Origin of the sequence: Hydrogenophaga sp. UC242_50, assembly GCF_042697355.1 — a bacterium.
Lineage (GTDB): Bacteria > Pseudomonadota > Gammaproteobacteria > Burkholderiales > Burkholderiaceae_C > Hydrogenophaga.
In genome coordinates this window covers 2,260,431-2,280,497 of the sequence record NZ_CP170553.1, presented here as the reverse complement: position 1 = coordinate 2,280,497, position 20,067 = coordinate 2,260,431, and the positions used below count along the sequence as shown (strand labels likewise).

Below are 20,067 nucleotides of genomic sequence, written 5' to 3'. Positions count from 1 at the left end.
TGGTGACCACATCGTCCAGTACAACAACAAGAACAAGATCCACAAGCCCCTGCCTGCCGACGCGGCGGACAAGACGCTGGCCCGCCTGGCCCGCCTGGACAACGCCACCGATGGCGAGTATTCGCAGGACGTCGCGAACGACCTGCGCACCGCCATGCAGCAGCACGCCGGCGTGTTCCGCACACAGGCCAGCATGGACGAAGGCGTGGTCAAGATCAACGCGATGCGCGCACGCGTCGCCGCCATCACGCTCAAGGACAAGTCCAAGGTGTTCAACACCGCGCGCATCGAAGCGCTGGAAGTGGAGAACCTGATCGAATGCGCCCAGGCCACCATGACCTCGGCCGCCGCGCGCCGCGAGTGCCGCGGCGCCCACACGGTGAACGACTACGAGCGCCCGGCCGACGACGCGCAGTTCCCCCTGGGCCGCAACGACGCGGAGTGGATGAAGCACACGCTGTGGCACAGCGCCGACAACAGCCTGACTTACAAGCCTGTCAACCTCAAGCCCCTGACCGTGGAGTCGGTGCCCCCGAAGGTCCGCACCTTCTGAGCCCCTTCACCCAGCACCCACGACGCACGGAGAACAAACCATGGCAAAACGCACCTTCAAGATCTACCGCTACGACCCGGACAAGGACGCCAAGCCCTACATGCAGAGCATCGAAGTCGAACTCGATGGCCATGAGCGCATGCTGCTCGATGCCCTGATGAAGCTCAAGGCGGTGGATCCCTCCATCTCGTTCCGCCGCTCGTGCCGTGAAGGCGTGTGCGGCTCGGACGCCATGAACATCAACGGCAAGAACGGTCTGGCCTGCCTGACCAACATGAACACGCTCAAGGGCGACATCGTGCTCAAGCCGCTGCCCGGCCTGCCGGTGGTGCGCGACCTGATCGTGGACATGACGCTGTTCTTCAAGCAGTACAACAGCATCAAGCCCTACCTGATCAACGAAACCGTGGCGCCCGAGAAGGAGCGCCTGCAGAGCCCCGAAGAGCGCGAAGAGCTCAACGGCCTGTACGAGTGCATCCTGTGCGCCAGTTGCTCAACCAGCTGCCCGAGCTTCTGGTGGAACCCGGACAAGTTCGTCGGCCCCGCAGGCCTGCTGCAGGCCTACCGCTTCATCGCCGACAGCCGCGACCAGGCCACCAGTGAGCGCCTGGACAACCTGGAAGACCCGTACCGCCTGTTCCGCTGCCACACCATCATGAACTGCGTGGACGTCTGCCCCAAGGGCCTGAACCCCACAAAGGCCATCGGCAAGATCAAGGAAATGATGGTGCTGCGCTCGGTCTGAGCGCCCACCCCCGAACCCCATGACCGACACCCCCCTGCAGGATGCCTTGCTGGACGAGCGCGCGCTGAGCAAGCTGCGCTGGCGGTGTCGTCGTGGCCTGCTCGAGAACGATCTGTTCATCGAGCGATTCTTCGCCAGGCACGAATCTGGCTTAACCGTGCGCCAAGCCGATGCACTCGGGCTCTTGATGGACTTGTCCGACAACGACCTGCTGGATCTGCTGCTCGGTCGAAAGCCCCTCCAAGGCGATCTCGAACGCGCGGACGTGACGCAAGTGCTTGCACTGCTGCGCGGCCTGCGACCTCTCTCATCATCCGAGGAACCTGCATGAAACTCGTAGACAACAAAGCCACCCTGTCGTTCTCCAACGGCAGCCCCAGCGTCGACCTGCCGGTCTACGCCGGCAACATCGGTCCGGACGTGATCGACATCCGAAAGCTCTACGCGCAGACCGGCATGTTCACCTACGACCCGGGCTTCCTGTCCACGGCCTCGTGCCAGTCGGCCATCACCTACATCGATGGCGACAAGGGCGAGCTGCTGTACCGCGGCTACCCCATCGAACAGCTGGCGACGCAGTGCGACTACCTCGACACCTGCTACCTGCTGCTCAACGGCGAGCTGCCGAACGAATCGCAGCGGGGCGACTTCCACAAGCTCGTGACCAACCACACCATGGTCAACGAGCAGATGCAGTTTTTCCTGCGCGGCTTCCGCCGTGACGCCCACCCCATGGCCGTGCTCACCGGCCTGGTCGGCGGCCTGTCGGCCTTCTATCACGACAGCACGGACATCAACAACCCGAAGCACCGTGAGATCGCCGCGATCCGACTGATCGCCAAGATGCCCACGCTGGTGGCGATGGCCTACAAGTACGGCATCGGCCAGCCCTACATGTACCCGAAGAACGACCTGAGCTACTCGGGCAACTTCCTGCGCATGATGTTCGGCACGCCCTGCGAGGAGTACCAGGTCAACCCGGTGCTCGAGCGCGCGCTGGACCGCATCTTCATCCTGCACGCCGACCACGAGCAGAACGCCTCCACCTCCACCGTGCGCCTGTGCGGCTCGTCGGGCACCAACCCGTTCGCCGCCATCGCGGCCGGCGTGGCCTGCCTGTGGGGCCCGGCCCACGGCGGCGCCAACGAGGCCTGCCTGAACATGCTGGAAGACATCCAGCGCAACGGCGGCGTCTCCAAGGTTGGCGAGTTCATGGAGAAGGTCAAGGACAAGAACTCCGGCGTCAAGCTCATGGGCTTCGGTCACCGCGTGTACAAGAACTACGACCCGCGCGCCAAGCTGATGCAGGAAACCTGCAACGAAGTGCTGCAGGAACTGGGCCTGGAAAACGACCCCCTGTTCAAGCTGGCCAAGGAACTCGAGAAGATCGCGCTGGAAGACGAGTACTTCGTCTCGCGCAAGCTCTACCCGAACGTGGACTTCTACTCCGGCATCGTGCAGCGCGCCATCGGCATCCCGGTCAACCTGTTCACCGGCATCTTCGCGCTGGCGCGCACCGTCGGCTGGATCGCCCAGCTCAACGAGATGATCAGCGACCCTGAGTACAAGATCGGCCGTCCGCGCCAGCTGTTCACCGGCTCGGTGCGCCGCGACGTCAAGCCGCTGGCCAACCGCTGATCGGCGTCCGCCCCCCTGAAAGCCCGCCGCCCGGCGGGCTTTTTTTCGCCTCCGGCCTGCGCAGAGCAGCAAGCCACCCATCGTCCTTGACGATGTCATGGACTCACTATCTGAGGGAAAATCCTTTTTCGACCTCTCCAAACGAGAAGCCAACGCCCCATGCTCTCGGAACGCAATTTCGCCCGCCAGATCGACCTCACCTCGCTGCAGCTCTTCGTGGCCGTGTGCGAGCTGGGCAGCATCGGCCGCGCGGCGGAGCGGGAGTTCATCGCCGCCTCGGCGATCAGCAAGCGCCTGTCGGACCTGGAAAGCGCGCTGGGCACCACACTGCTGCACCGCCATGCGCGGGGCGTGCGGCTCACGCCCGCGGGCGAGGGCCTGCTGCACCACGCGCGCACCGTGCTGTTCGGCCTGGAGAAGATGCAGATCGAACTGGCCGAGTACGCCGATGGCGTGCGCGGGCATGTGCGCGTGCACGCCAGCATCTCGGCCATCGTGCAGTTCCTGCCCGAAGACCTGGGCGCCTTCGCGCGCCAACACCCCCAGATCAAGATCGATCTGGAGGAGCACCTCAGCCCCGAGGTGTTGCGCGCGGTAAAGGAGGGCGCCACCGACCTCGGCCTGTGCAACGGCGCCATGGGCACCGTTGGCCTGCAAAGCCTGCCCTACCGGCGCGACAGCCTGGCGCTCGTGGTGCCACGCGGGCACCCGCTGGCCAGCGGCGGCCCCGCGCCCTTCGAAGCCACCCTGCCCTTCGACCATGTGGGCCTGCACGCCAACAGCTCCATCCACCTGGCGCACGCACCAGGCTGCCACCCAGGCCGGCACCACCGTACGCGTGCGCATCCGCGTAACTGGGCTGGACGCCATGTGCCGCATGATCGCCAACGGCCTGGGCGTGGGCGTGATGCCCGAGCGCGCCTTCCAGTTGCTGAGCACCGGCGATGCGCTGCAGGCCGTGCCCTTGACCGATCCCTGGGCCCAGCGCCAGCTGGTGCTGGTGGCCCGCGATTTCTCCAGCCTGCCCGCCAGCGCACGCCTGCTGGTGGATCACCTCAGTGCCGCCGATGTCCGTCAGGCGGCCTAAAATCCTTCCTCCACGACAAGACCCACGCCATGCCACGCACGCTCTACGACAAGATCTGGGACGAACACGTTGTCCACACCGAAGAGGACGGCACGTCCGTGCTCTACATCGACCGGCACCTGGTGCACGAAGTCACCAGCCCCCAGGCCTATGAAGGCCTGCGCCAGGCTGGCCGCAAGGTCTGGCGCGTGAGTTCGGTGGTCGCGACCGCCGACCACAACACGCCCACCAACGGCTGGGAACTCGGCTACGACGGCATCACCGACCCGGTCAGCAAGGAACAGATCACCACGCTGGACAGCAACATCGCCGAATTCGGCGCGGCCGCGTTCTTCCCCTTCATGTCCAAGCGCCAGGGCATCGTGCACGTGATCGGCCCGGAAAACGGCGCGACCCTGCCGGGCATGACCGTGGTCTGCGGCGACAGCCACACCTCCACCCACGGGGCGTTCGGCGCCCTGGCCCACGGCATCGGCACCAGCGAGGTCGAGCACGTGCTGCGCGGCGCAGACCCTGCTGGCCAAGAAAGCCAAGAACATGCTGGTGCGCGTGGACGGCCAGCTCGCCAAGGGCTGCACCGCCAAGGACATCGTGCTGGCCATCATCGGCAAGATCGGCACGGCCGGCGGCACGGGCTACACCATCGAGTTCGGCGGCGCGGCGATCCGCGCGCTGAGCATGGAAGGCCGCATGACGGTGTGCAACATGGCCATCGAAGGCGGCGCGCGCGCCGGCCTCGTGGCGGTGGACGACAAGACCATCGAATACGTCAAGGGCCGCCCGCTCTCGCCCACCGGCGTGGAATGGGACCAGGCCGTGGCCTACTGGAAGACCCTGCAGTCCGACACCGACGCGACGTTCGACGCCGTGGTCGAACTCGACGCCTCGCAGATCGTGCCGCAGGTCACCTGGGGCACCTCGCCCGAGATGGTGCTCGGCATCGACGGCTCGGTGCCCGACCCCGACCGCGAAAAGGACGCCAACAAGCGCGGCGCCATCGAACGCGCGCTGACCTACATGGACCTGTCGCCCGGCAAGCCGCTCAACGACATCTTCGTCGACAAGGTCTTCATCGGTTCCTGCACCAACAGCCGCATCGAAGACATGCGCGAAGCCGCCGCCGTGGTGAAGAAGCTCGGCCAGAAGGTGCGCAAGAACGTCAAGCTGGCGCTGGTCGTGCCGGGCTCCGGCCTGGTGAAGGCCCAGGCCGAGCGCGAAGGCCTGCACGAGATCTTCAAGGCGGCGGGCTTCGAGTGGCGCGAGCCCGGTTGCTCGATGTGCCTGGCCATGAACGCCGACCGGCTGGAGCCGGGCGAGCGCTGCGCCTCCACCAGCAACCGCAACTTCGAAGGCCGCCAGGGCGCTGGTGGCCGCACCCACCTGGTGTCCCCCGCCATGGCCGCCGCGGCCGCGGTGCACGGCCACTTCGTGGACGTGCGCACCTTCGCTTGACCCTTCCTCCTTCCCCCGCAACCACCCTCAGGAGATTCACATGAAACGCATTGCATGGATCGCAGCCGCCTTCGCCCTCTCGCTGACGCTGGCCGCGTGCAACACCTGGACCGGCGTCAAGCAGGACGCCAAGCAAGCCGGCCAGGCGGCCGGCAAGGGCATTGAAAAAGCCGGCGAGAAGGTCCAGGACATCGCCAAATAACAGGCACACATCACCATGCAGAAATTCACCCTCCACAAGGGCCTCGTGGCCCCGATGGACCGCGAGAACGTCGACACCGACGCCATCATCCCCAAGCAGTTCCTGAAGTCGATCCGCAAGACCGGCTTCGGCGAGAACCTGTTCGACGAGTGGCGCTACCTCGACAAGGGCGAACCGGGCCAGGACCCGGCCAGCCGCAAGCCCAACCCCGACTTCGTGCTCAACCAGCCGCGCTACGCCGGTGCGTCCGTGCTGCTGGCGCGCAAGAACTTCGGCTGCGGCTCCAGCCGCGAGCACGCGCCCTGGGCCATCGACCAGTACGGTTTTCGCGCCATCATCGCGCCCAGCTACGCCGACATCTTCTTCAACAACTGCTTCAAGAACGGCCTGCTGCCCATCCAGTTGCCCGAGGCGCAGGTGGCCCAGCTGTTCGATGAAGTCGCGGCCTTCCCCGGCTACCAGCTCACCATCGACCTGGAGCGCCAGGTGATCGTCAAGCCGCAGGGCGAGGAAATCCCCTTCGACGTGCAGGCGTTCCGCAAGTACTGCCTGCTCAACGGGCTGGACGACATCGGCCTCACGCTGCGCTACAAGGACAAGATCGCGGCCTTCGAAGCCGAGCGCCTGGCGACCAAGCCCTGGCTCGCGCACACGATGGCGGCCTGAGCATTTCTCTCGACTCCAACTTCACATCACATGAAAATCGCAGTTCTTCCGGGTGACGGCATCGGCACCGAAATCGTGGCCGAAGCGGTCAGGGTCCTTCAGGCACTCGAGCTGCCGATCGAAATGGAGTCCGCCCTGGTGGGTGGCGCGGCCTACGAGGCCCACGGCCACCCGCTGCCCGAGTCCACCCTGAAACTGGCGATGGACGCCGACGCGGTGCTCTTCGGTGCCGTGGGCGACTGGAAGTACGACAAGCTGGACCGCCCGCTGCGCCCGGAACAAGCCATCCTGGGCCTGCGCAAGCACCTTGGCCTGTTTGCCAACTTCCGCCCGGCCATCTGCTATCCCGAGCTGGTGGGCGCCTCCAGCCTCAAGCCCGAACTGATCTCCGGCCTGGACATCCTCATCATCCGCGAGCTGACCGGCGACATCTACTTCGGCCAGCCCCGTGGCCGGCGCACCGCCACCGACGGGCACTTCCCCGGCGCGGAGGAAGCCTTCGACACCATGCGCTACAGCAAGCCCGAGATCGAGCGCATCGCCCACGTGGCCTTCCAGGCCGCACGCAAGCGCAACAAGAAGGTGACCAGCGTCGACAAGGCCAACGTGCTCGAAACCTTTCAGTTCTGGAAGGACGTGGTGACCGAGGTGCACGCCCAGTACCCCGACGTGGAGCTGGAGCACATGTACGTGGACAACGCCGCCATGCAGCTGGTGCGCGCGCCCAAGAAGTTCGACGTGGTCGTCACCGGCAACATGTTCGGTGACATCCTGTCCGACGAGGCGTCCATGCTCACCGGATCCATCGGCATGCTGCCCTCGGCCTCGCTCAACACGAAGAACCAGGGCCTGTACGAACCCAGCCACGGCAGCGCGCCGGACATCGCCGGCAAGAACCTGGCCAATCCTCTGGCTACAATACTGTCCGCTGCCATGATGCTCAGATTCACGTTCAACCAGACCGAAGCCGCCGACCGCATTGAAACTGCGGTCAGCAGCGTGCTCGCGTCCGGCCTGCGCACCACGGACATCTGGTCGGAGGGCACGACCAAGGTGAGCACCCGCGGCATGGGCGATGCCGTCGTGGCCGCCATCACCAAAACCATTACCAAGGGCTGATACAGCTCCGGTTCGTCACGCCCCTCCCCGGCCAGACGAGCCGGGGCAAAACGGTTTTTTAACTGAAGGGCGTTGACATGAAACTCGTAGGACTCGTTGGCTGGCGCGGCATGGTCGGTTCCGTGCTGATGGACCGCATGGTCGCGGAGAGCGACTTTGACCTGATCGAACCGCTGTTTTTCTCCACCTCCAACGCGGGCGGCAAAGCCCCTGCGATGGCGAAAAACGAAACCCAGCTGCAGGACGCGCACGACATCGCGGCCCTCAAGCGCTGCGACATCGTCATCACCGCCCAGGGCGGCGACTACACCAGCGAGGTCTACCCCAAGCTGCGCGCGGCGGGCTGGAACGGCCACTGGATCGACGCCGCGTCCACGCTGCGCATGGACAAGAACGCCGTCATCGTCCTGGACCCGGTCAACCTGCCCGTCATCCAGAACGCCCTGGCCCAGGGCGGCAAGGACTGGATCGGTGGCAACTGCACCGTGAGCTGCATGCTCATGGGTGTGGGCGCGCTCTACAAGGCGGGCCTGGTGGAGTGGATGAGCACGCAAACCTACCAGGCGGCTTCCGGCGGTGGTGCCCAGCACATGCGCGAGTTGCTCACGCAGTACGGCACGCTCAACGCCGAGGTCAAGGCCCTGTTGGACGACCCCAAGAGCGCCATCCTGGAGATCGATCGCAAGGTGATCGCCAAGCAGCGCTCGCTCTCGGGCGCTGAGACCGCCAACTTCGGCGTGCCACTGGGCGGCTCGCTCATCCCCTGGATCGACAAGGACCTGGGCAATGGCATGTCCAAGGAAGAGTGGAAGGGCATGGCCGAGACCAACAAGATCCTCGGCATGGGTGAAGGCTTCAATATCCCGGCCATCCCGGTGGACGGCTTCTGCGTGCGCGTGGGCGCCATGCGCTGCCACAGCCAGGCCCTCACCTTCAAGCTCAAGAAGGACGTGCCCGTGGCCGATATCGAAGCCATGATCGCGGCCGACAACGCCTGGGTGAAAGTGGTGCCGAACACGCGCGAAGCGACGATCCAGGACCTGACCCCGGTGACCGTGACGGGCACCATGACGATCCCGGTGGGCCGTGTTCGCAAGCTGGCCATGGGCCCGGAGTACGTGGGCGCCTTCACCATCGGCGATCAACTGCTCTGGGGCGCGGCAGAACCCCTGCGCCGCATGCTGCGCATCCTGCTCGAGGCCTGACCCACCCGGGGATGGCATCGATGGATGAAGGGTGTGGTTGTTCACGTTGCGCCACTGCAACGCAACAACCCGCCCCGCGACGACAGAGGGTCGACGAAGAAACTCAAGCGGATTCTCAGCTTGTCACTGTAATCCGTTGATGTTAAGGTCAATTCTCGGTTTTTTACGTCGAGGTCAAAGTGCCATCCATCTCCCGCCACACCCCATCCCAACAGACCCGCCCAGTGCCTCCCGGCACGGGTTTACGAGGTCTCGCGCGGTTGCATGCGGTCGCTGCGGCGGCGGTGCTGTGTGCGGGCCTCGTGCACCACAGCGATGCCGAGGCCTTGGCGCTCGGTCGTGTGGTGGTGCAGTCGGCCCTGGGCGAACCGCTACGGGCCGAGATCGACGTGCCGGACATCAATGCGGAAGAAGCCGCCAGCCTGCGGGTGGGCCTGGCTTCCGGCGATACCTTCCGGGCGGCGGGCGTGGACGTCAACGCCGCGCTGGCGACCCTGCAGATCAGCCTGCAACGGCGCGCCGATGGCCGTGCCTACCTGCGCCTGACCAGTTCGCGCCCGGTCACCGAACCCTTTGTGGACCTCATCGTCGAGGCCAACTGGTCGTCCGGCCGCATGGTTCGCGACTACACCCTGCTCTTCGACCCACCGAACCTGCGCGCGGCCGCGCCTCAGCCGGTGCCCGTGGCGCCGGGCGTGTCTGCCCCCCCGGCCGCCTCAGCGCCACGCCCTGCGGCACCCGCGCCCAGCGTCGCCCAGCCTCAGGTGCAGCCACCCCGAGCCGCGACCCCGGCGCCGGCCGCCGCGGCACCCACACCTGCCCCGGCACCCGCACCGGTGGCTCGGCCCACGCCTGCACCGGCCGCTCCCAGCAGCGCGGGTGGAGGCCAGGTCCGCGTCAAAGCCGGTGACACCGCCGGCGGCATCGCGGCCGCCAACAAGCCAGCGGACGTGTCCCTGGACCAGATGCTCGTGGCGATGCTGCGACAGAACCCCAACGCCTTCATCTCGGGCAACGTCAACCGCATGAAGGCCGGCGTTGTGCTTGACCTGCCCAGCGCAGCGGAAGCCAGCGCCATCGCGCCGAGTGAGGCACGCCAGACCATCACGGCCCAGAGCCGCGATTTCAATGAATTCCGCCGCCGCCTCGCAGGCAGCGCGCCCGAGGCGGGTGTCGCCGCCGCCGATCGGCAGGCCGCCGGCCAGGTGCAGACCGAAGTCAAGGAAGCCAAGCCCGCCGCACCGGCCGCCGACAAGCTGACGCTGTCCAAGGAAGCCGCGCCAGGCCAGGCCGCCAACGAAGACAAGATCGCCAAGGAACGCCAGGCCAAGGAAGCGTCCTCGCGCGTGGCCGAGCTCTCGCGCAACATCGAGGAATTGTCCAAGCTGGGCGGCGGCAGCGCCCCTGCGCCCGCACCGGCGGCTCCCGCTGCCGCGCCTGCCCCTGCAGCGCCTGCAGCGGCGGCCCCTGCGGCCGCTCCGGCACCGGCTCCCACGGTGACCGTGCCCGCCGCACCCGCGCCGACCGAGGCAGCTCCCGCGCCCGCCGCGCCTGCGGCAGAAGCCCCGGCGCCGGCCGCACCGCCGGCCGAGGCCCCAGCGGCCGCCGCGCCTTCCACCACCCCAGCTCCGGTGAAGCCTCCGCTGCCGGTGCCCACGCCGCTGCCCGACGAACCTTCGTTCTTCGACCAGTTGCGCGACAACCCGCTGGCCCTGCCTGTGGCGGGCGGCCTGCTGGCCTTGCTGGCCGGCCTGGGCCTCTATCGCATCCGCCAGCGCAAGCACGGTTCGAGCGTCGACAGCTCCTTCCTGGAAAGCCGCCTGCAACCCGATTCGTTCTTCGGCTCCAGCGGTGGTCAGCGCATCGACACCGCGGAATCCGTGGCCTCCGGCTCGTCCATGGTGTACTCGCCCAGCCAGCTGGATGCGGCAGGTGATGTGGATCCGGTCGCCGAAGCCGACGTGTATCTCGCCTACGGTCGCGACCTGCAGGCCGAGGAAATCCTCAAGGAAGCGATGCGCAGCACGCCCACGCGCGTGGCGCATCCACAACAAGCTGCTGGAAATCTACGCCAAGCGCCGCGATGCGCGCGCGTTCGAGGTGGTGGCTACGGAGGCCTACAACCTCACGCAAGGCCAGGGCCCGGAATGGGAACACGCCTGCGAACTTGGCAAGGACCTGGATCCCTCCAACCCCCTGTACCAACCCGGCGGCAGCCCGGCCGTGAAGGTCGCGGCCACGGCGGGCATCGCGGGTGCCGGCCTGAACACCATGCCCTTTGGCGCCAGCACGCTGAACGAGCCCGGCAAGCAAGCCCCGCCGTCCGGCCTGGGCGATCTCGACCTCGATCTGGACTTTTCGCTCGACGAACCCTCGGACGCCGCACCGCTGGCCGCCCGGGAGGCGGGCATGTCCAGCATGGACGACCTCAAGATGACCGAGGCGCTGACCAATGCCCCCGCGGACGCGAAGGATGGCCCGCCCTCGTCCATGTCGATGGACTTCGACTTGGACTTCCCGTCCGGCCCCGCCCCGCTGCAGGAGCATGCGCCCGAGCCGGTGCAAGCCATGGACCGCACCCCGGCACCCAGCATCGACTCGCTGTCGTTCGACGACGGCCCGATCCTCGACCTGGACACCCCGCACGCGGCGGACCACCGCCCCCAGACCCCGCCCCCGGCGGCGGCCGACATGCTGTCGTTCGACCTGAACCACCTCAACCTCGATCTGAGCGCGCCGCCCGTGGAAGACGACGCCACCTCGGCCGGCCGCCTGACGGAAGAAAATCCGCTGGAGACCAAGCTGTCGCTGGCGGAGGAATTCCGCGCCATTGGCGACTTCGAGGGTGCGCGTTCGCTGGCGGAGGAAGTGCTGGCCGAAGCCTCGGGTTCGCTCAAGGCCAAGGCAGGGACTTTCCTGGCCGATCTGGCCTGACGCGCCCTCGGTTTTCGCTTTTGCTCCCACCGCCCCAGGAGCCCAGCCGCACCCGCGTCGCACTGGGCGTGAGCTACAACGGTCGCGCCTACGACGGCTGGCAAAGCCAGCCGGGCGGACGCACCGTGCAAGACCATCTCGAGCAGGCGCTAACGCGCTTCAGCGCCCAGGACGACACGGTGAAAACGCTCTGCGCGGGCCGCACCGATGCGGGGGTGCACGGCTTGATGCAGGTGGTGCATTTCGATACGCCACTCGACCGGCCCGAGAACGCCTGGGTCCGTGGCACCAACAGCTTTCTGCCCGACAACATCGCCGTGCAGTGGGCGCGGCACGTGCCCCAGAGCTTCCACGCCCGGGCCAGCGCCCGCTCGCGCCGCTATGCCTATGTGTTGCTCGAATCGCCGGTGCGCCCGAGCGTGGACGCTGGCCAGGTCGGCTGGGTGTTTCGCCCGCTTGCGCTGGATCCCATGGTGCAGGCGGCGCAAGCCCTGCTGGGCGAACACGATTTCACCTCGTTCCGAGCGGCACAGTGCCAGGCCCACTCGCCCGTCAAGGATCTGATGAGGATGGACATCGCGCGCCGCGGAAGCTACTGGCGCTTCGAGTTCGAGGCCTCGGCCTTCCTGCACCACATGATCCGCAACATCATGGGTTGCCTGATCGCCATTGGCAGCGGCAACCGTCCTCCCTCCTGGATGGCCGAGGTGCTGCAGGCCCGCAGCCGCGACGCCGCCGCCCCGACCTTTTCCCCTGACGGCCTGTACTTTCTCGGACCGGTCTACGATGCCGGGCTGGGTCTGCCCGAGGGCACACCCGCTTTCGACTGGCTGCCATGACACCCCACCACCGCACGCGCATCAAGATTTGCGGCCTCACCCGCGAGGCGGACGTGGACACGGCCGTGCGCGCTGGCGCCGACGCCATTGGCTTCGTGCTGTACGCCCAGAGCCCTCGCCATGTGACGGCGCGGCGCGCCGGCGAACTCGCTCGCCGCCTGCCACCCTTCGTCACACCGGTGCTGCTGTTCGTCAACGCCACCCCTGACCAGATCCGCCAGGGCTGCGACGCCGTGCCCCAGGCCCTGCTGCAGTTCCACGGCGATGAGACGCCCGCCGAGTGCCAGGCCGCCGGCCGGCCCTACCTGCGCGCGGCGCGCATTCCCACCGGCCCCGCCGGGGCCGGCTTCGATCTTCTAAAATACGCCTCGGACCACTCGGCCGCCCAGGCCATCCTGCTCGACGCGCTCGTCGAGGGCTATGGCGGTGGTGGTCAATCCTTCGACTGGACAGCCTTCCCTTGGTCACATCCACTTCTAAACGCCAGCTCTCGCCTCGTTTTGTCTGGTGGACTCACGCCTGCAAACGTGACCGATGGCATCACGCGCGTGCGGCCCTGGGCCGTTGACGTGAGCTCCGGGGTCGAAGCCGCCAAAGGCATCAAGGACCCCGACAAGATGCTCGCCTTCGTGGCCGCCGTGCGGGCGGCCGATGCGCAGACCCCCTGCTCGACCTGACCCCTTTCATGGGGTCAGGCTGGCAGTCCCACCGAGACACCCCATGCAGACGACCTACCAACAACCCGACGCCCGCGGCCATTTCGGCATCTACGGCGGCAGCTTCGTGAGCGAGACGCTCACCCACGCGATCAACGAACTCAAGGCCGCGTACGCGAAATACCAGCACGACCCCGAGTTCCTGGCCGAGTTCGAGAGCGAGCTGGCCCATTTCGTGGGCCGCCCCAGCCCGGTCTACCACGCCGCGCGCATGAGCCGAGAGGCCGGCGGCGCGCAGATCTTCCTCAAGCGCGAAGACCTCAACCACACCGGCGCGCACAAGGTGAACAACACCATCGGCCAGGCCATGCTGGCGCGTCGCATGGGCAAGCCGCGCGTCATCGCCGAAACCGGGGCCGGCCAGCACGGCGTGCGCACCGCGACCATCTGCGCGCGCTACGGCCTGGAGTGCGTGGTCTACATGGGCAGCGAAGACGTGAAACGCCAGAGCCCCAACGTCTACCGCATGAAACTGCTGGGCGCCACCGTGGTGCCGGTGGAGTCGGGCAGCAAGACGCTCAAGGATGCGCTGAACGAGGCCATGCGCGACTGGGTCGCCAACGTCGACAACACCTTCTACATCATCGGCACCGTGGCCGGCCCGCACCCCTACCCGATGATGGTGCGCGACTTCCAGAGCGTGATCGGCAAGGAGTGCCTGGTGCAGGTGCCCGAGATGCTGGCCGCCGCCGGATGCCGCAGCGAACAGCCCGACGCGGTGATCGCCTGCGTGGGCGGCGGCAGCAATGCCATGGGCATCTTCCACCCCTACATCCCCTATGAAGCCACCCGCCTGATCGGCGTGGAAGCCGCTGGCGAAGGCCTGGAGAGTGGCAAACATTCGGCCTCGCTGCAGAAAGGCAGCCCGGGTGTGCTGCACGGCAACCGCACCTACGTGCTGCAGGACGACAACGGCCAGGTGACCGAAACCCACAGCATCAGCGCGGGCCTGGACTACCCCGGCGTGGGGCCGGAGCACGCCTTCCTGAAGGACGTCGGCCGCGCCGAGTACGTGGGCATCACCGACACCGAAGCGCTCGAAGCCTTCCACCACCTCTGCCGCACCGAGGGCATCATCCCCGCGCTGGAGTCCAGCCACGCCGTGGCCTACGCCCTCAAGCTGGCCAAGACCATGAAGCCCGACCAGTCCATCCTGGTCAACCTCTCGGGCCGGGGCGACAAGGACATCGGCACCGTGGCCGACCTCTCGGGCGTCGATTTTTACGACAGACCTTCCATGCGCGGGCTCACCGTGAAGGGGGGCAACGCCAAATGAGCCGCATCGAAAACACCCTCTCCCAGCTCAAGTCCCAGGGCCGCAAGGCCTTGATTCCCTACGTCACGGCCGGTTTTCCGTTCGCCGACATCACGCCGGACCTGATGCACGGTATGGCCGAGGCCGGCGCCGACATCATCGAGCTCGGCGTGCCGTTCTCCGACCCGTCGGCCGACGGCCCCGTGATCCAGAAAGCCGGCGATCGCGCGCTGGCGCTGGGCATCGGCATGACCCAGGTGCTCGCCATGGTGCGCAGTTTCCGCGAGCGCAACCACACCACGCCGGTGGTGCTCATGGGCTACGCCAACCCGGTGGAGCGCTACGACCAGAAGCATGGCGCGGGCGCCTTCGTGCGCGATGCCAGCCAGGCGGGCGTGGACGGCGTGCTGATCGTCGACTACCCGCCCGAGGAATGCGAGGAATTCGCCGCCTCGCTGCGCGAGCACGGCATGGACTTGATCTTCCTGCTGGCCCCCACCTCCACCGACGAGCGCATGGCGCAGGTGGCGCGCGTGGCCAGCGGCTATGTGTACTACGTGTCGCTCAAGGGCGTCACCGGCGCCGGCACGCTGGACATCGGCCAGGTCGAGGCCATGCTGCCCCGCATCCGCGCGCACGTGAGCGTGCCGGTGGGTGTGGGCTTCGGCATCCGCGATGCCGAAACGGCGCGCGCCATCGGCCAGACCGCCGACGCGGTGGTCATTGGCAGCAAGATCATCCAGTTGCTGGAGAACGAACCCCACGAAAAGGTGGTGGCGGTGGCGATCCAGTTCCTTCGCACCATCCGGAAAGCGCTCGACGCATAACCAGGCCCCCACGCTCCACCGCTGCGCGGGTCGCTGCCCCCCAAGGGGGCTGGGCCTGCCTTGGGGGCGGCCCGGCGGCTGGCCCGCGCCCAACCTCTCCCATGGTTTAATTCCCTTTGTCCCCCGCAAGGAGAGAAACATGTCCTGGCTCGAAAACTGCTCCCCCCCAAGATCACCCCCACCGACCCGACCGAGCGCCGCAGCGTGCCCGAGGGCCTGTGGATCAAGTGCCCGAGCTGCGAAGCCGTGCTCTACAAGAACGATCTGGAAAAGAACCAGAACGTCTGCCCGCATTGCAGCCACCACCACCGCATCGGTGCGCGCGCGCGCCTCAATGCGTTCCTGGACGCTGAAGGCCGCTACGAAATCGCCCAGGAAGTGCTGCCGGTGGACGCGCTCAAGTTCAAGGACAGCCGCAAGTACCCGGAGCGCCTGAAAGACGCGCTGGAAACCACCGGCGAGACCGACGCGCTGGTGGTCATGGGCGGCGCGGTGCACGGTGTCAGCCTGGTGGTCGCGTGTTTTGAATTCGACTTCATGGGCGGCTCCATGGGCTCGGTGGTCGGCGAGCGCTTCGTGCGCGGCGTCGAAGAAGCCATCGCGCAAAAGGTGCCTTTCATCTGCTTCACCGCCACGGGCGGCGCGCGCATGCAGGAAGGCCTGCTCTCGCTCATGCAAATGGCCAAGACCAACGCGGCCCTGACGCGCCTGGCCAAGAAGGGCCTGCCCTACATCAGCGTGCTGACCGACCCGACCATGGGCGGGGTGAGCGCGGGCTTTGCCTTCGTGGGCGACGTGGTGATCGCCGAACCCCGGGCGCTGATCGGCTTTGCCGGCCCGCGCGTGATCGAGAACACCGTGCGGGTGAAGCTGCCCGAAGGTTTCCAGCGCGCCGAGTTCCTGCAGACCAAGGGCGCGGTGGACTTCATCTGCGACCGGCGCGAACTGCGCGCCACCATCGCCAACACCCTGGCCATGCTGCAGCGCCAGAGCGCCGACGCGGTGGTCGACGATTGAGTCCCACCTCCGGGGTTGCCGAGGCGCTCACGCTGTCGCAGCTCCCGCTGTTCCCGTTGCAGACGGTTCTGTACCCCGGTGGCTGGCTTCCTCTGCGCATCTTCGAGGTGCGTTACCTCGACATGATCGGCCGCTGCCACAAGGCCGGCGCGCCCTTTGGCGTGGTCTGCCTGAGCGAGGGCAGCGAGGTGCGGCGCCTTGACCCCGAGGCGCCCCCCGGGGGCGACGGTTTTGCGAAAGAGGTGTTCCACCCCGTGGGCACGCTGGCGCAGATCGAAAGCCTGGAACGGCCACAACCCGGCCTGATGATGATCCGCTGCCGTGGCCTGCAGCGGTTCCACGTGCAGCGCCGCAGCCAGCTGCCCCATGGCCTGTGGGTGGCGGATGTGCGACTCGACGAGCCGGAGGTTGCGGTGCCCGTGCCGGAACACCTGGCCCACACCCGGGACGGCCTGCAGCACCTGCTGCAGAACCTGCAGGAGCGCGACCCGGACAGCCTGGAGCAGTTGCCGCTGCAGCCGCCCTACCAGTGGGATGACAGTGGCTGGGTCGCGCAACCGCTGGGCCGAACTGCTGCCCGCGCCGGCCGAGCTCAAACAGCGCCTGATGGCGCTGGACAACCCTTTGTTGCGCCTGGAGCTGGTGTCGGACCTGCTGGACAAGCTGGGCCTGAACCGCTGATCAGCCCGGCAGCAGCGACAGCGCCTGCATGTAGCGCTCGCTGACCATCAGCGTGTCCCAATCGGGGGGCGGCCATGCGGGGCAGCAACGCGAGCCGACGTTCTTCGCTCGCCGCGCTGGGCTGCCAGCGACTTTCCAGCACCGCCTGAGAGAGCGCGTCGATCGCCTCGTCGATCGGGGCGCCACCGTCCACCACCGACTGGTTGCAGAGCAGCACCATGTCCCCCCCGGCCGTGAGCGCGGCCAGCGCGGCTTCGGTGAAGCTCACTTCACGGCCACCGATCTGCCGCGCCGCGGCCATGCTGAGGTCGTCGCTGAAGATCGCACCGGTAAAGCCGAGGCGGCGCCGCAGGATGTCCTGCAGCCAGCGCGACGAGAAGCCGGCAGGGCGGTTGTCGACCTTGGGGTAGATCACGTGCGCGGGCATCACGGCCTGCAGGCTGGCCGAGAGCCAGCCGTAGGGCGCGGCGTCCTCGGCCAGGATGGCCTTGAGGCTGCGCCGGTCCACCGGGATCGCGAGGTGCGAGTCGGCCTTGACGAAACCATGGCCGGGGAAGTGTTTGCCGCAATGGCCCATGCCGCTCTGCAGCAGGCCGAGCATCAGGCCTTGCGCCAGCACCGTGACCAGGCGTGGATCGCGACCGAAGGCGCGGTCGCCAATCACCGAGCTCTCACCGTAATCCAGATCGAGCACCGGCGCAAAAGTAAGGTCCACGCCGCAGGCGCGCAGCTCGGCACCCAGCACAAAGCCGGCCGCGGTCGCGGCATTGCTCGCCTGCAGGGCCGCCGCGCCAGCGGGTTCGCCGGCCTTGGGGCCGCGCAGCCACATCTGGCCCAAGGTTGGCGATGGCGGGCAGGTGGGTGAAACCGTCGGTGCAGAAGCGCTGCACACGGCCACCTTCATGGTCCACGGCGATCAGCAGGTCGTGCCGCACAGCCTTGATCTGGCGGCACAGCGCGGTGAGCTGGGCCCGATCCTGCCAGTTGCGGCCGAACAGGATGACGCCGCCGACCAGGGGATGGGCCAGGCGCTGGCGGTCCACCGTGGTCAGGCTGTGGCCGGCCACGTCGATGATGAGGGGAGCGTGAGGGTTCATGGAAACAGTTTCGGAAAAGTCAGTCCCGCTCCACCACCACGAAGCTGGCGGCGTAGTCGGTTTCGTCGGTCACGGTCACGTGCGCGCGCAGGCCTTGTGCCTCGAACCAGGTCTTCAGATCCCCGTGCAGGACGATGACGGGCTGGCCGCTGGGCAGGTTGTTGATCTCGCAGCGCCGCCAGGTCATGGGCAGGCGCATGCCCATGCCCACTGCCTTGGAAAACGCCTCCTTGGCGGAGAAGCGGGTGCGCAGGTAACGCAGACCGCGTTGCGGCCAACGCGCGCTGCGCTTTTGCCAGACGGTGAATTCGGCGTCGGTCAGCACCTTGCGCACGAAGCGCTCGCCCTGGCGCTGCAACACGGCCTCGATGCGCCGGATGTCGCAGATGTCAGTGCCGATGCCGTAGATCATGGCGCGAAGGCGTCGGCGATGCAGCGGTGGTAGTCGGCGATGGTGGCGCTGTAGCCCAGTTCCAGCGCGTCCGCGATAAGGGCATGGCCAATGGACACCTCGCTCACCCCCGGCACCGTGCGCAGGAAGGCCGTGAGGTTTTCGCGGTTCAGATCGTGCCCGGCGTTCACCCCCAAACCGGCGTCCAGCGCAGCCTGGGCGGCCGCCTGGAAACGCTGCAATTGCGCCTCGCGCTGCGGCGTGTGCCAGGCGGCCGCATAGGGCTCCGTGTAAAGCTCCACACGGTCGGCGCCCACCGCCTTGGCACCGACCATCTGGTCAGGCTCGGCGTCCATGAACAGGCTCACGCGCACCCCCAGCGCCCGGGCTTCGTCGATCAACGGGCGCAGGCGTTCGGCATCGGCCGGGAAGCCCCAGCCATGGTCGCTGGTGAACTGGCCTTCGCTGTCGGGCACGAAGGTGACCTGCTGCGGCCGCAGTTCGCGCACGAAGCCCATGAGGTTGTGGAACGGGTTGCCTTCGATGTTGAATTCGCGGTCGGGCCAGGCCTTGAGCAGCTCGGCGAGCTCGTGCACGTCGTGCGTGCGGATGTGGCGCTCGTCGGGCCGCGGGTGCACGGTGATGCCGTGCGCGCCGGCCTGCAGGCACAGCGTGGCCGCGCGCGCGACCGAGGGAATGCCCAGGTGGCGGGTGTTGCGCACCAGGGCCACCTTGTTGAGGTTCACCGACAAGGCGGTGGTCGGATGCGGGGATCGGGAGGCCACGGTCATGGTGAGGTCGCGGTGGGGAAGTTCTCTGGGGAGGCGCCCGAATCCGACGGCGTTCGCGGCCGGGTCATGGCTTGCACGTCGAGCATCAGCTGGCGGGTCTTGAACACGCGCACACCGCAATGGTAGTGCAGCAGGTTGCGCAGGGGCACGCGCACCGCCTGCAGGCAGGCCGCGCAGGCGCGCAAGGTGGGAATGAATGGCGCGGGTTCGTCCATGGCGGCCTGCAGGTCCAGCCACTGCTCGCCGGTGAGGGCCTGGCCATCATCGTCCTGCGCGGGCACCAACCCACTCTCGGGCACCAGCACATAGCGGCGCAAGGGGTCCAGGTCGGTCAGCGTGCTGCTCTCCTGGGCCAGGTCGGGCAACAGACCCACATCGCGCAACAACAGCAGTTCAAATGCCCGCAGGATCAGCGGTTGCGCATCGCTTTTCTCCGCCAGCAGTTGCACCGCAGTGGTGAAGTGGTCGAACAAGCGCTCGTGCGGGTCGTCGCGTGCGAGCAGGCGCATGAGCAGCTCGTTCAGATAGCTGCCCGAAATCAGCGCCTCGCCCGTGGGCATGACGTGCCCGCCCTGCCAGTGCGCTGCCTTCAGCGTGCGCACCTCGGCGTCGCCGCTCCAGGACACATGCAGGGGCTGCAACGGCAGCAGCACGGGGCGGAACTGGGAGGTGGGCCGCTTCACGCCCTTCGCCACCAGGGCGATGCGGCCATGGTGGCGCGTGAAGACCTCGAGCACCAGGCTGGTCTCGCTCCAGTCGTAGCGGTGCAGCACGAAAGCGGGTTCGTCGGAGAAGCGTTTCAGGGCCATGCCGTGTGGCCTCGTGTGCCGGTCGGGTGTCCAGCAGCCGCTG

The 20,067-nt window shown here is 67.3% G+C and carries 16 protein-coding genes and 6 pseudogenes; 18 read left to right on the top strand and 4 right to left on the bottom strand.

Features of this window, described 5'->3' with window-relative positions; all coding sequences use genetic code 11:
- The first annotated feature begins 154 nt into the window (after positions 1-154).
- The 18 genes and pseudogenes from ACFJGX_RS11690 (at position 155) to ACFJGX_RS11605 (ending at position 16,936) form a co-directional block, all read left to right on the top strand.
- Positions 155-553, top strand: a complete 399-nt coding sequence (locus ACFJGX_RS11690; RefSeq protein WP_382328672.1) for a hypothetical protein — start codon at positions 155-157, stop codon at positions 551-553.
- A gap of 40 nt (positions 554-593) precedes the next feature.
- Positions 594-1,298, top strand: coding sequence for a succinate dehydrogenase iron-sulfur subunit (locus ACFJGX_RS11685; protein WP_291119971.1), 705 nt, complete (start codon positions 594-596; stop codon positions 1,296-1,298).
- 19 nt (positions 1,299-1,317) lie between these two features.
- Positions 1,318-1,629 carry a succinate dehydrogenase assembly factor 2 gene (locus tag ACFJGX_RS11680; RefSeq protein ID WP_291119968.1) on the top strand — a complete coding sequence of 104 codons (312 nt, stop codon included), beginning with the start codon at positions 1,318-1,320 and terminating at the stop codon, positions 1,627-1,629.
- Positions 1,626-2,936, top strand: coding sequence for a citrate synthase (locus tag ACFJGX_RS11675; protein ID WP_382328418.1), 1,311 nt, complete (start codon positions 1,626-1,628; stop codon positions 2,934-2,936). Before ACFJGX_RS11680 ends, ACFJGX_RS11675 begins: the two co-directional genes overlap by 4 nt.
- Before the next feature lie 159 nt (positions 2,937-3,095).
- Positions 3,096-4,023 (top strand): annotated as a pseudogene (locus ACFJGX_RS11670) (LysR family transcriptional regulator).
- 29 nt (positions 4,024-4,052) lie between these two features.
- Positions 4,053-5,475: pseudogene (gene leuC / locus ACFJGX_RS11665) on the top strand (3-isopropylmalate dehydratase large subunit).
- A gap of 40 nt (positions 5,476-5,515) precedes the next feature.
- Entirely contained in the window at positions 5,516-5,677 is a 162-nt protein-coding gene (locus tag ACFJGX_RS11660) for an entericidin EcnAB (protein ID WP_291114172.1), read from the top strand.
- 15 nt (positions 5,678-5,692) lie between these two features.
- Positions 5,693-6,343, top strand: coding sequence for a 3-isopropylmalate dehydratase small subunit (leuD, locus tag ACFJGX_RS11655; protein WP_382321201.1), 651 nt, complete (start codon positions 5,693-5,695; stop codon positions 6,341-6,343).
- A 30-nt stretch (positions 6,344-6,373) separates the two neighbouring features.
- Entirely contained in the window at positions 6,374-7,462 is a 1,089-nt protein-coding gene (gene leuB, locus ACFJGX_RS11650; protein WP_382155946.1) for a 3-isopropylmalate dehydrogenase, read from the top strand.
- Positions 7,463-7,539: 77 nt separating this feature from the next.
- A complete protein-coding gene (gene asd / locus ACFJGX_RS11645) occupies positions 7,540-8,667 on the top strand; it encodes an aspartate-semialdehyde dehydrogenase (protein ID WP_382321203.1) in 1,128 nt (375 codons plus the stop codon).
- Between the two features lie 614 nt (positions 8,668-9,281).
- Positions 9,282-9,731: pseudogene (locus ACFJGX_RS11640) on the top strand (FimV/HubP family polar landmark protein); the annotation flags it as partial.
- Between the two features lie 1,039 nt (positions 9,732-10,770).
- On the top strand, positions 10,771-11,601 hold the full coding sequence (locus ACFJGX_RS11635) for a FimV/HubP family polar landmark protein (protein ID WP_382325691.1): 831 nt from the start codon (positions 10,771-10,773) through the stop codon (positions 11,599-11,601).
- A 20-nt stretch (positions 11,602-11,621) separates the two neighbouring features.
- Positions 11,622-12,440, top strand: a complete 819-nt coding sequence (gene truA, locus ACFJGX_RS11630; protein WP_382325693.1) for a tRNA pseudouridine(38-40) synthase TruA — start codon at positions 11,622-11,624, stop codon at positions 12,438-12,440.
- Positions 12,437-13,117, top strand: coding sequence for a phosphoribosylanthranilate isomerase (locus tag ACFJGX_RS11625; RefSeq protein ID WP_382321205.1), 681 nt, complete (start codon positions 12,437-12,439; stop codon positions 13,115-13,117). Before truA ends, ACFJGX_RS11625 begins: the two co-directional genes overlap by 4 nt.
- Before the next feature lie 43 nt (positions 13,118-13,160).
- Positions 13,161-14,432 (top strand): tryptophan synthase subunit beta, encoded by a 1,272-nt coding sequence (gene trpB, locus ACFJGX_RS11620; protein ID WP_382328416.1) that lies wholly within the window; start codon positions 13,161-13,163, stop codon positions 14,430-14,432.
- Positions 14,429-15,238, top strand: coding sequence for a tryptophan synthase subunit alpha (trpA, locus tag ACFJGX_RS11615; RefSeq protein WP_382328414.1), 810 nt, complete (start codon positions 14,429-14,431; stop codon positions 15,236-15,238). The genes trpB and trpA overlap by 4 nt, the downstream gene beginning before the upstream one ends.
- A gap of 139 nt (positions 15,239-15,377) precedes the next feature.
- Positions 15,378-16,255, top strand: a pseudogene (gene accD, locus ACFJGX_RS11610) (acetyl-CoA carboxylase, carboxyltransferase subunit beta).
- Positions 16,252-16,936 (top strand): annotated as a pseudogene (locus ACFJGX_RS11605) (LON peptidase substrate-binding domain-containing protein). Before accD ends, ACFJGX_RS11605 begins: the two co-directional pseudogenes overlap by 4 nt.
- Here the strand turns inward: ACFJGX_RS11605 and nagZ are convergent.
- The 4 genes and pseudogenes from nagZ to recO form a co-directional block, all read right to left on the bottom strand.
- A pseudogene (nagZ, locus tag ACFJGX_RS11600) lies at positions 16,937-18,033 on the bottom strand (beta-N-acetylhexosaminidase).
- Between the two features lie 19 nt (positions 18,034-18,052).
- Positions 18,053-18,445 (bottom strand): holo-ACP synthase, encoded by a 393-nt coding sequence (gene acpS, locus ACFJGX_RS11595; protein WP_382328412.1) that lies wholly within the window; start codon positions 18,443-18,445, stop codon positions 18,053-18,055.
- Positions 18,442-19,215 (bottom strand): pyridoxine 5'-phosphate synthase, encoded by a 774-nt coding sequence (locus ACFJGX_RS11590; protein WP_382321212.1) that lies wholly within the window; start codon positions 19,213-19,215, stop codon positions 18,442-18,444. The genes acpS and ACFJGX_RS11590 overlap by 4 nt, the downstream gene beginning before the upstream one ends.
- Positions 19,212-20,024, bottom strand: a complete 813-nt coding sequence (gene recO / locus ACFJGX_RS11585; RefSeq protein WP_382328410.1) for a DNA repair protein RecO — start codon at positions 20,022-20,024, stop codon at positions 19,212-19,214. Before recO ends, ACFJGX_RS11590 begins: the two co-directional genes overlap by 4 nt.
- Between the last annotated feature and the right edge of the window lie 43 nt (positions 20,025-20,067).

What these genes read in the sequence shown, in the direction of transcription:
- ACFJGX_RS11685 (WP_291119971.1), top strand. Translation starts at nt 594, where the DNA reads ATGGCAAAACGCACCTTCAAGATCTACCGCTACGACCCGGACAAGGAC.
- trpA (WP_382328414.1), top strand. Translation starts at nt 14,429, where the DNA reads ATGAGCCGCATCGAAAACACCCTCTCCCAGCTCAAGTCCCAGGGCCGC.
- acpS (WP_382328412.1), bottom strand. Translation starts at nt 18,445, where the DNA reads ATGATCTACGGCATCGGCACTGACATCTGCGACATCCGGCGCATCGAG.
- trpB (WP_382328416.1), top strand. Translation starts at nt 13,161, where the DNA reads ATGCAGACGACCTACCAACAACCCGACGCCCGCGGCCATTTCGGCATC.
- ACFJGX_RS11660 (WP_291114172.1), top strand. Translation starts at nt 5,516, where the DNA reads ATGAAACGCATTGCATGGATCGCAGCCGCCTTCGCCCTCTCGCTGACG.
- ACFJGX_RS11590 (WP_382321212.1), bottom strand. Translation starts at nt 19,215, where the DNA reads ATGACCGTGGCCTCCCGATCCCCGCATCCGACCACCGCCTTGTCGGTG.
- recO (WP_382328410.1), bottom strand. Translation starts at nt 20,024, where the DNA reads ATGGCCCTGAAACGCTTCTCCGACGAACCCGCTTTCGTGCTGCACCGC.
- ACFJGX_RS11690 (WP_382328672.1), top strand. Translation starts at nt 155, where the DNA reads ATGCAGCAGCACGCCGGCGTGTTCCGCACACAGGCCAGCATGGACGAA.
- asd (WP_382321203.1), top strand. Translation starts at nt 7,540, where the DNA reads ATGAAACTCGTAGGACTCGTTGGCTGGCGCGGCATGGTCGGTTCCGTG.
- ACFJGX_RS11675 (WP_382328418.1), top strand. Translation starts at nt 1,626, where the DNA reads ATGAAACTCGTAGACAACAAAGCCACCCTGTCGTTCTCCAACGGCAGC.
- leuD (WP_382321201.1), top strand. Translation starts at nt 5,693, where the DNA reads ATGCAGAAATTCACCCTCCACAAGGGCCTCGTGGCCCCGATGGACCGC.
- ACFJGX_RS11625 (WP_382321205.1), top strand. Translation starts at nt 12,437, where the DNA reads ATGACACCCCACCACCGCACGCGCATCAAGATTTGCGGCCTCACCCGC.
- leuB (WP_382155946.1), top strand. Translation starts at nt 6,374, where the DNA reads ATGAAAATCGCAGTTCTTCCGGGTGACGGCATCGGCACCGAAATCGTG.
- ACFJGX_RS11680 (WP_291119968.1), top strand. Translation starts at nt 1,318, where the DNA reads ATGACCGACACCCCCCTGCAGGATGCCTTGCTGGACGAGCGCGCGCTG.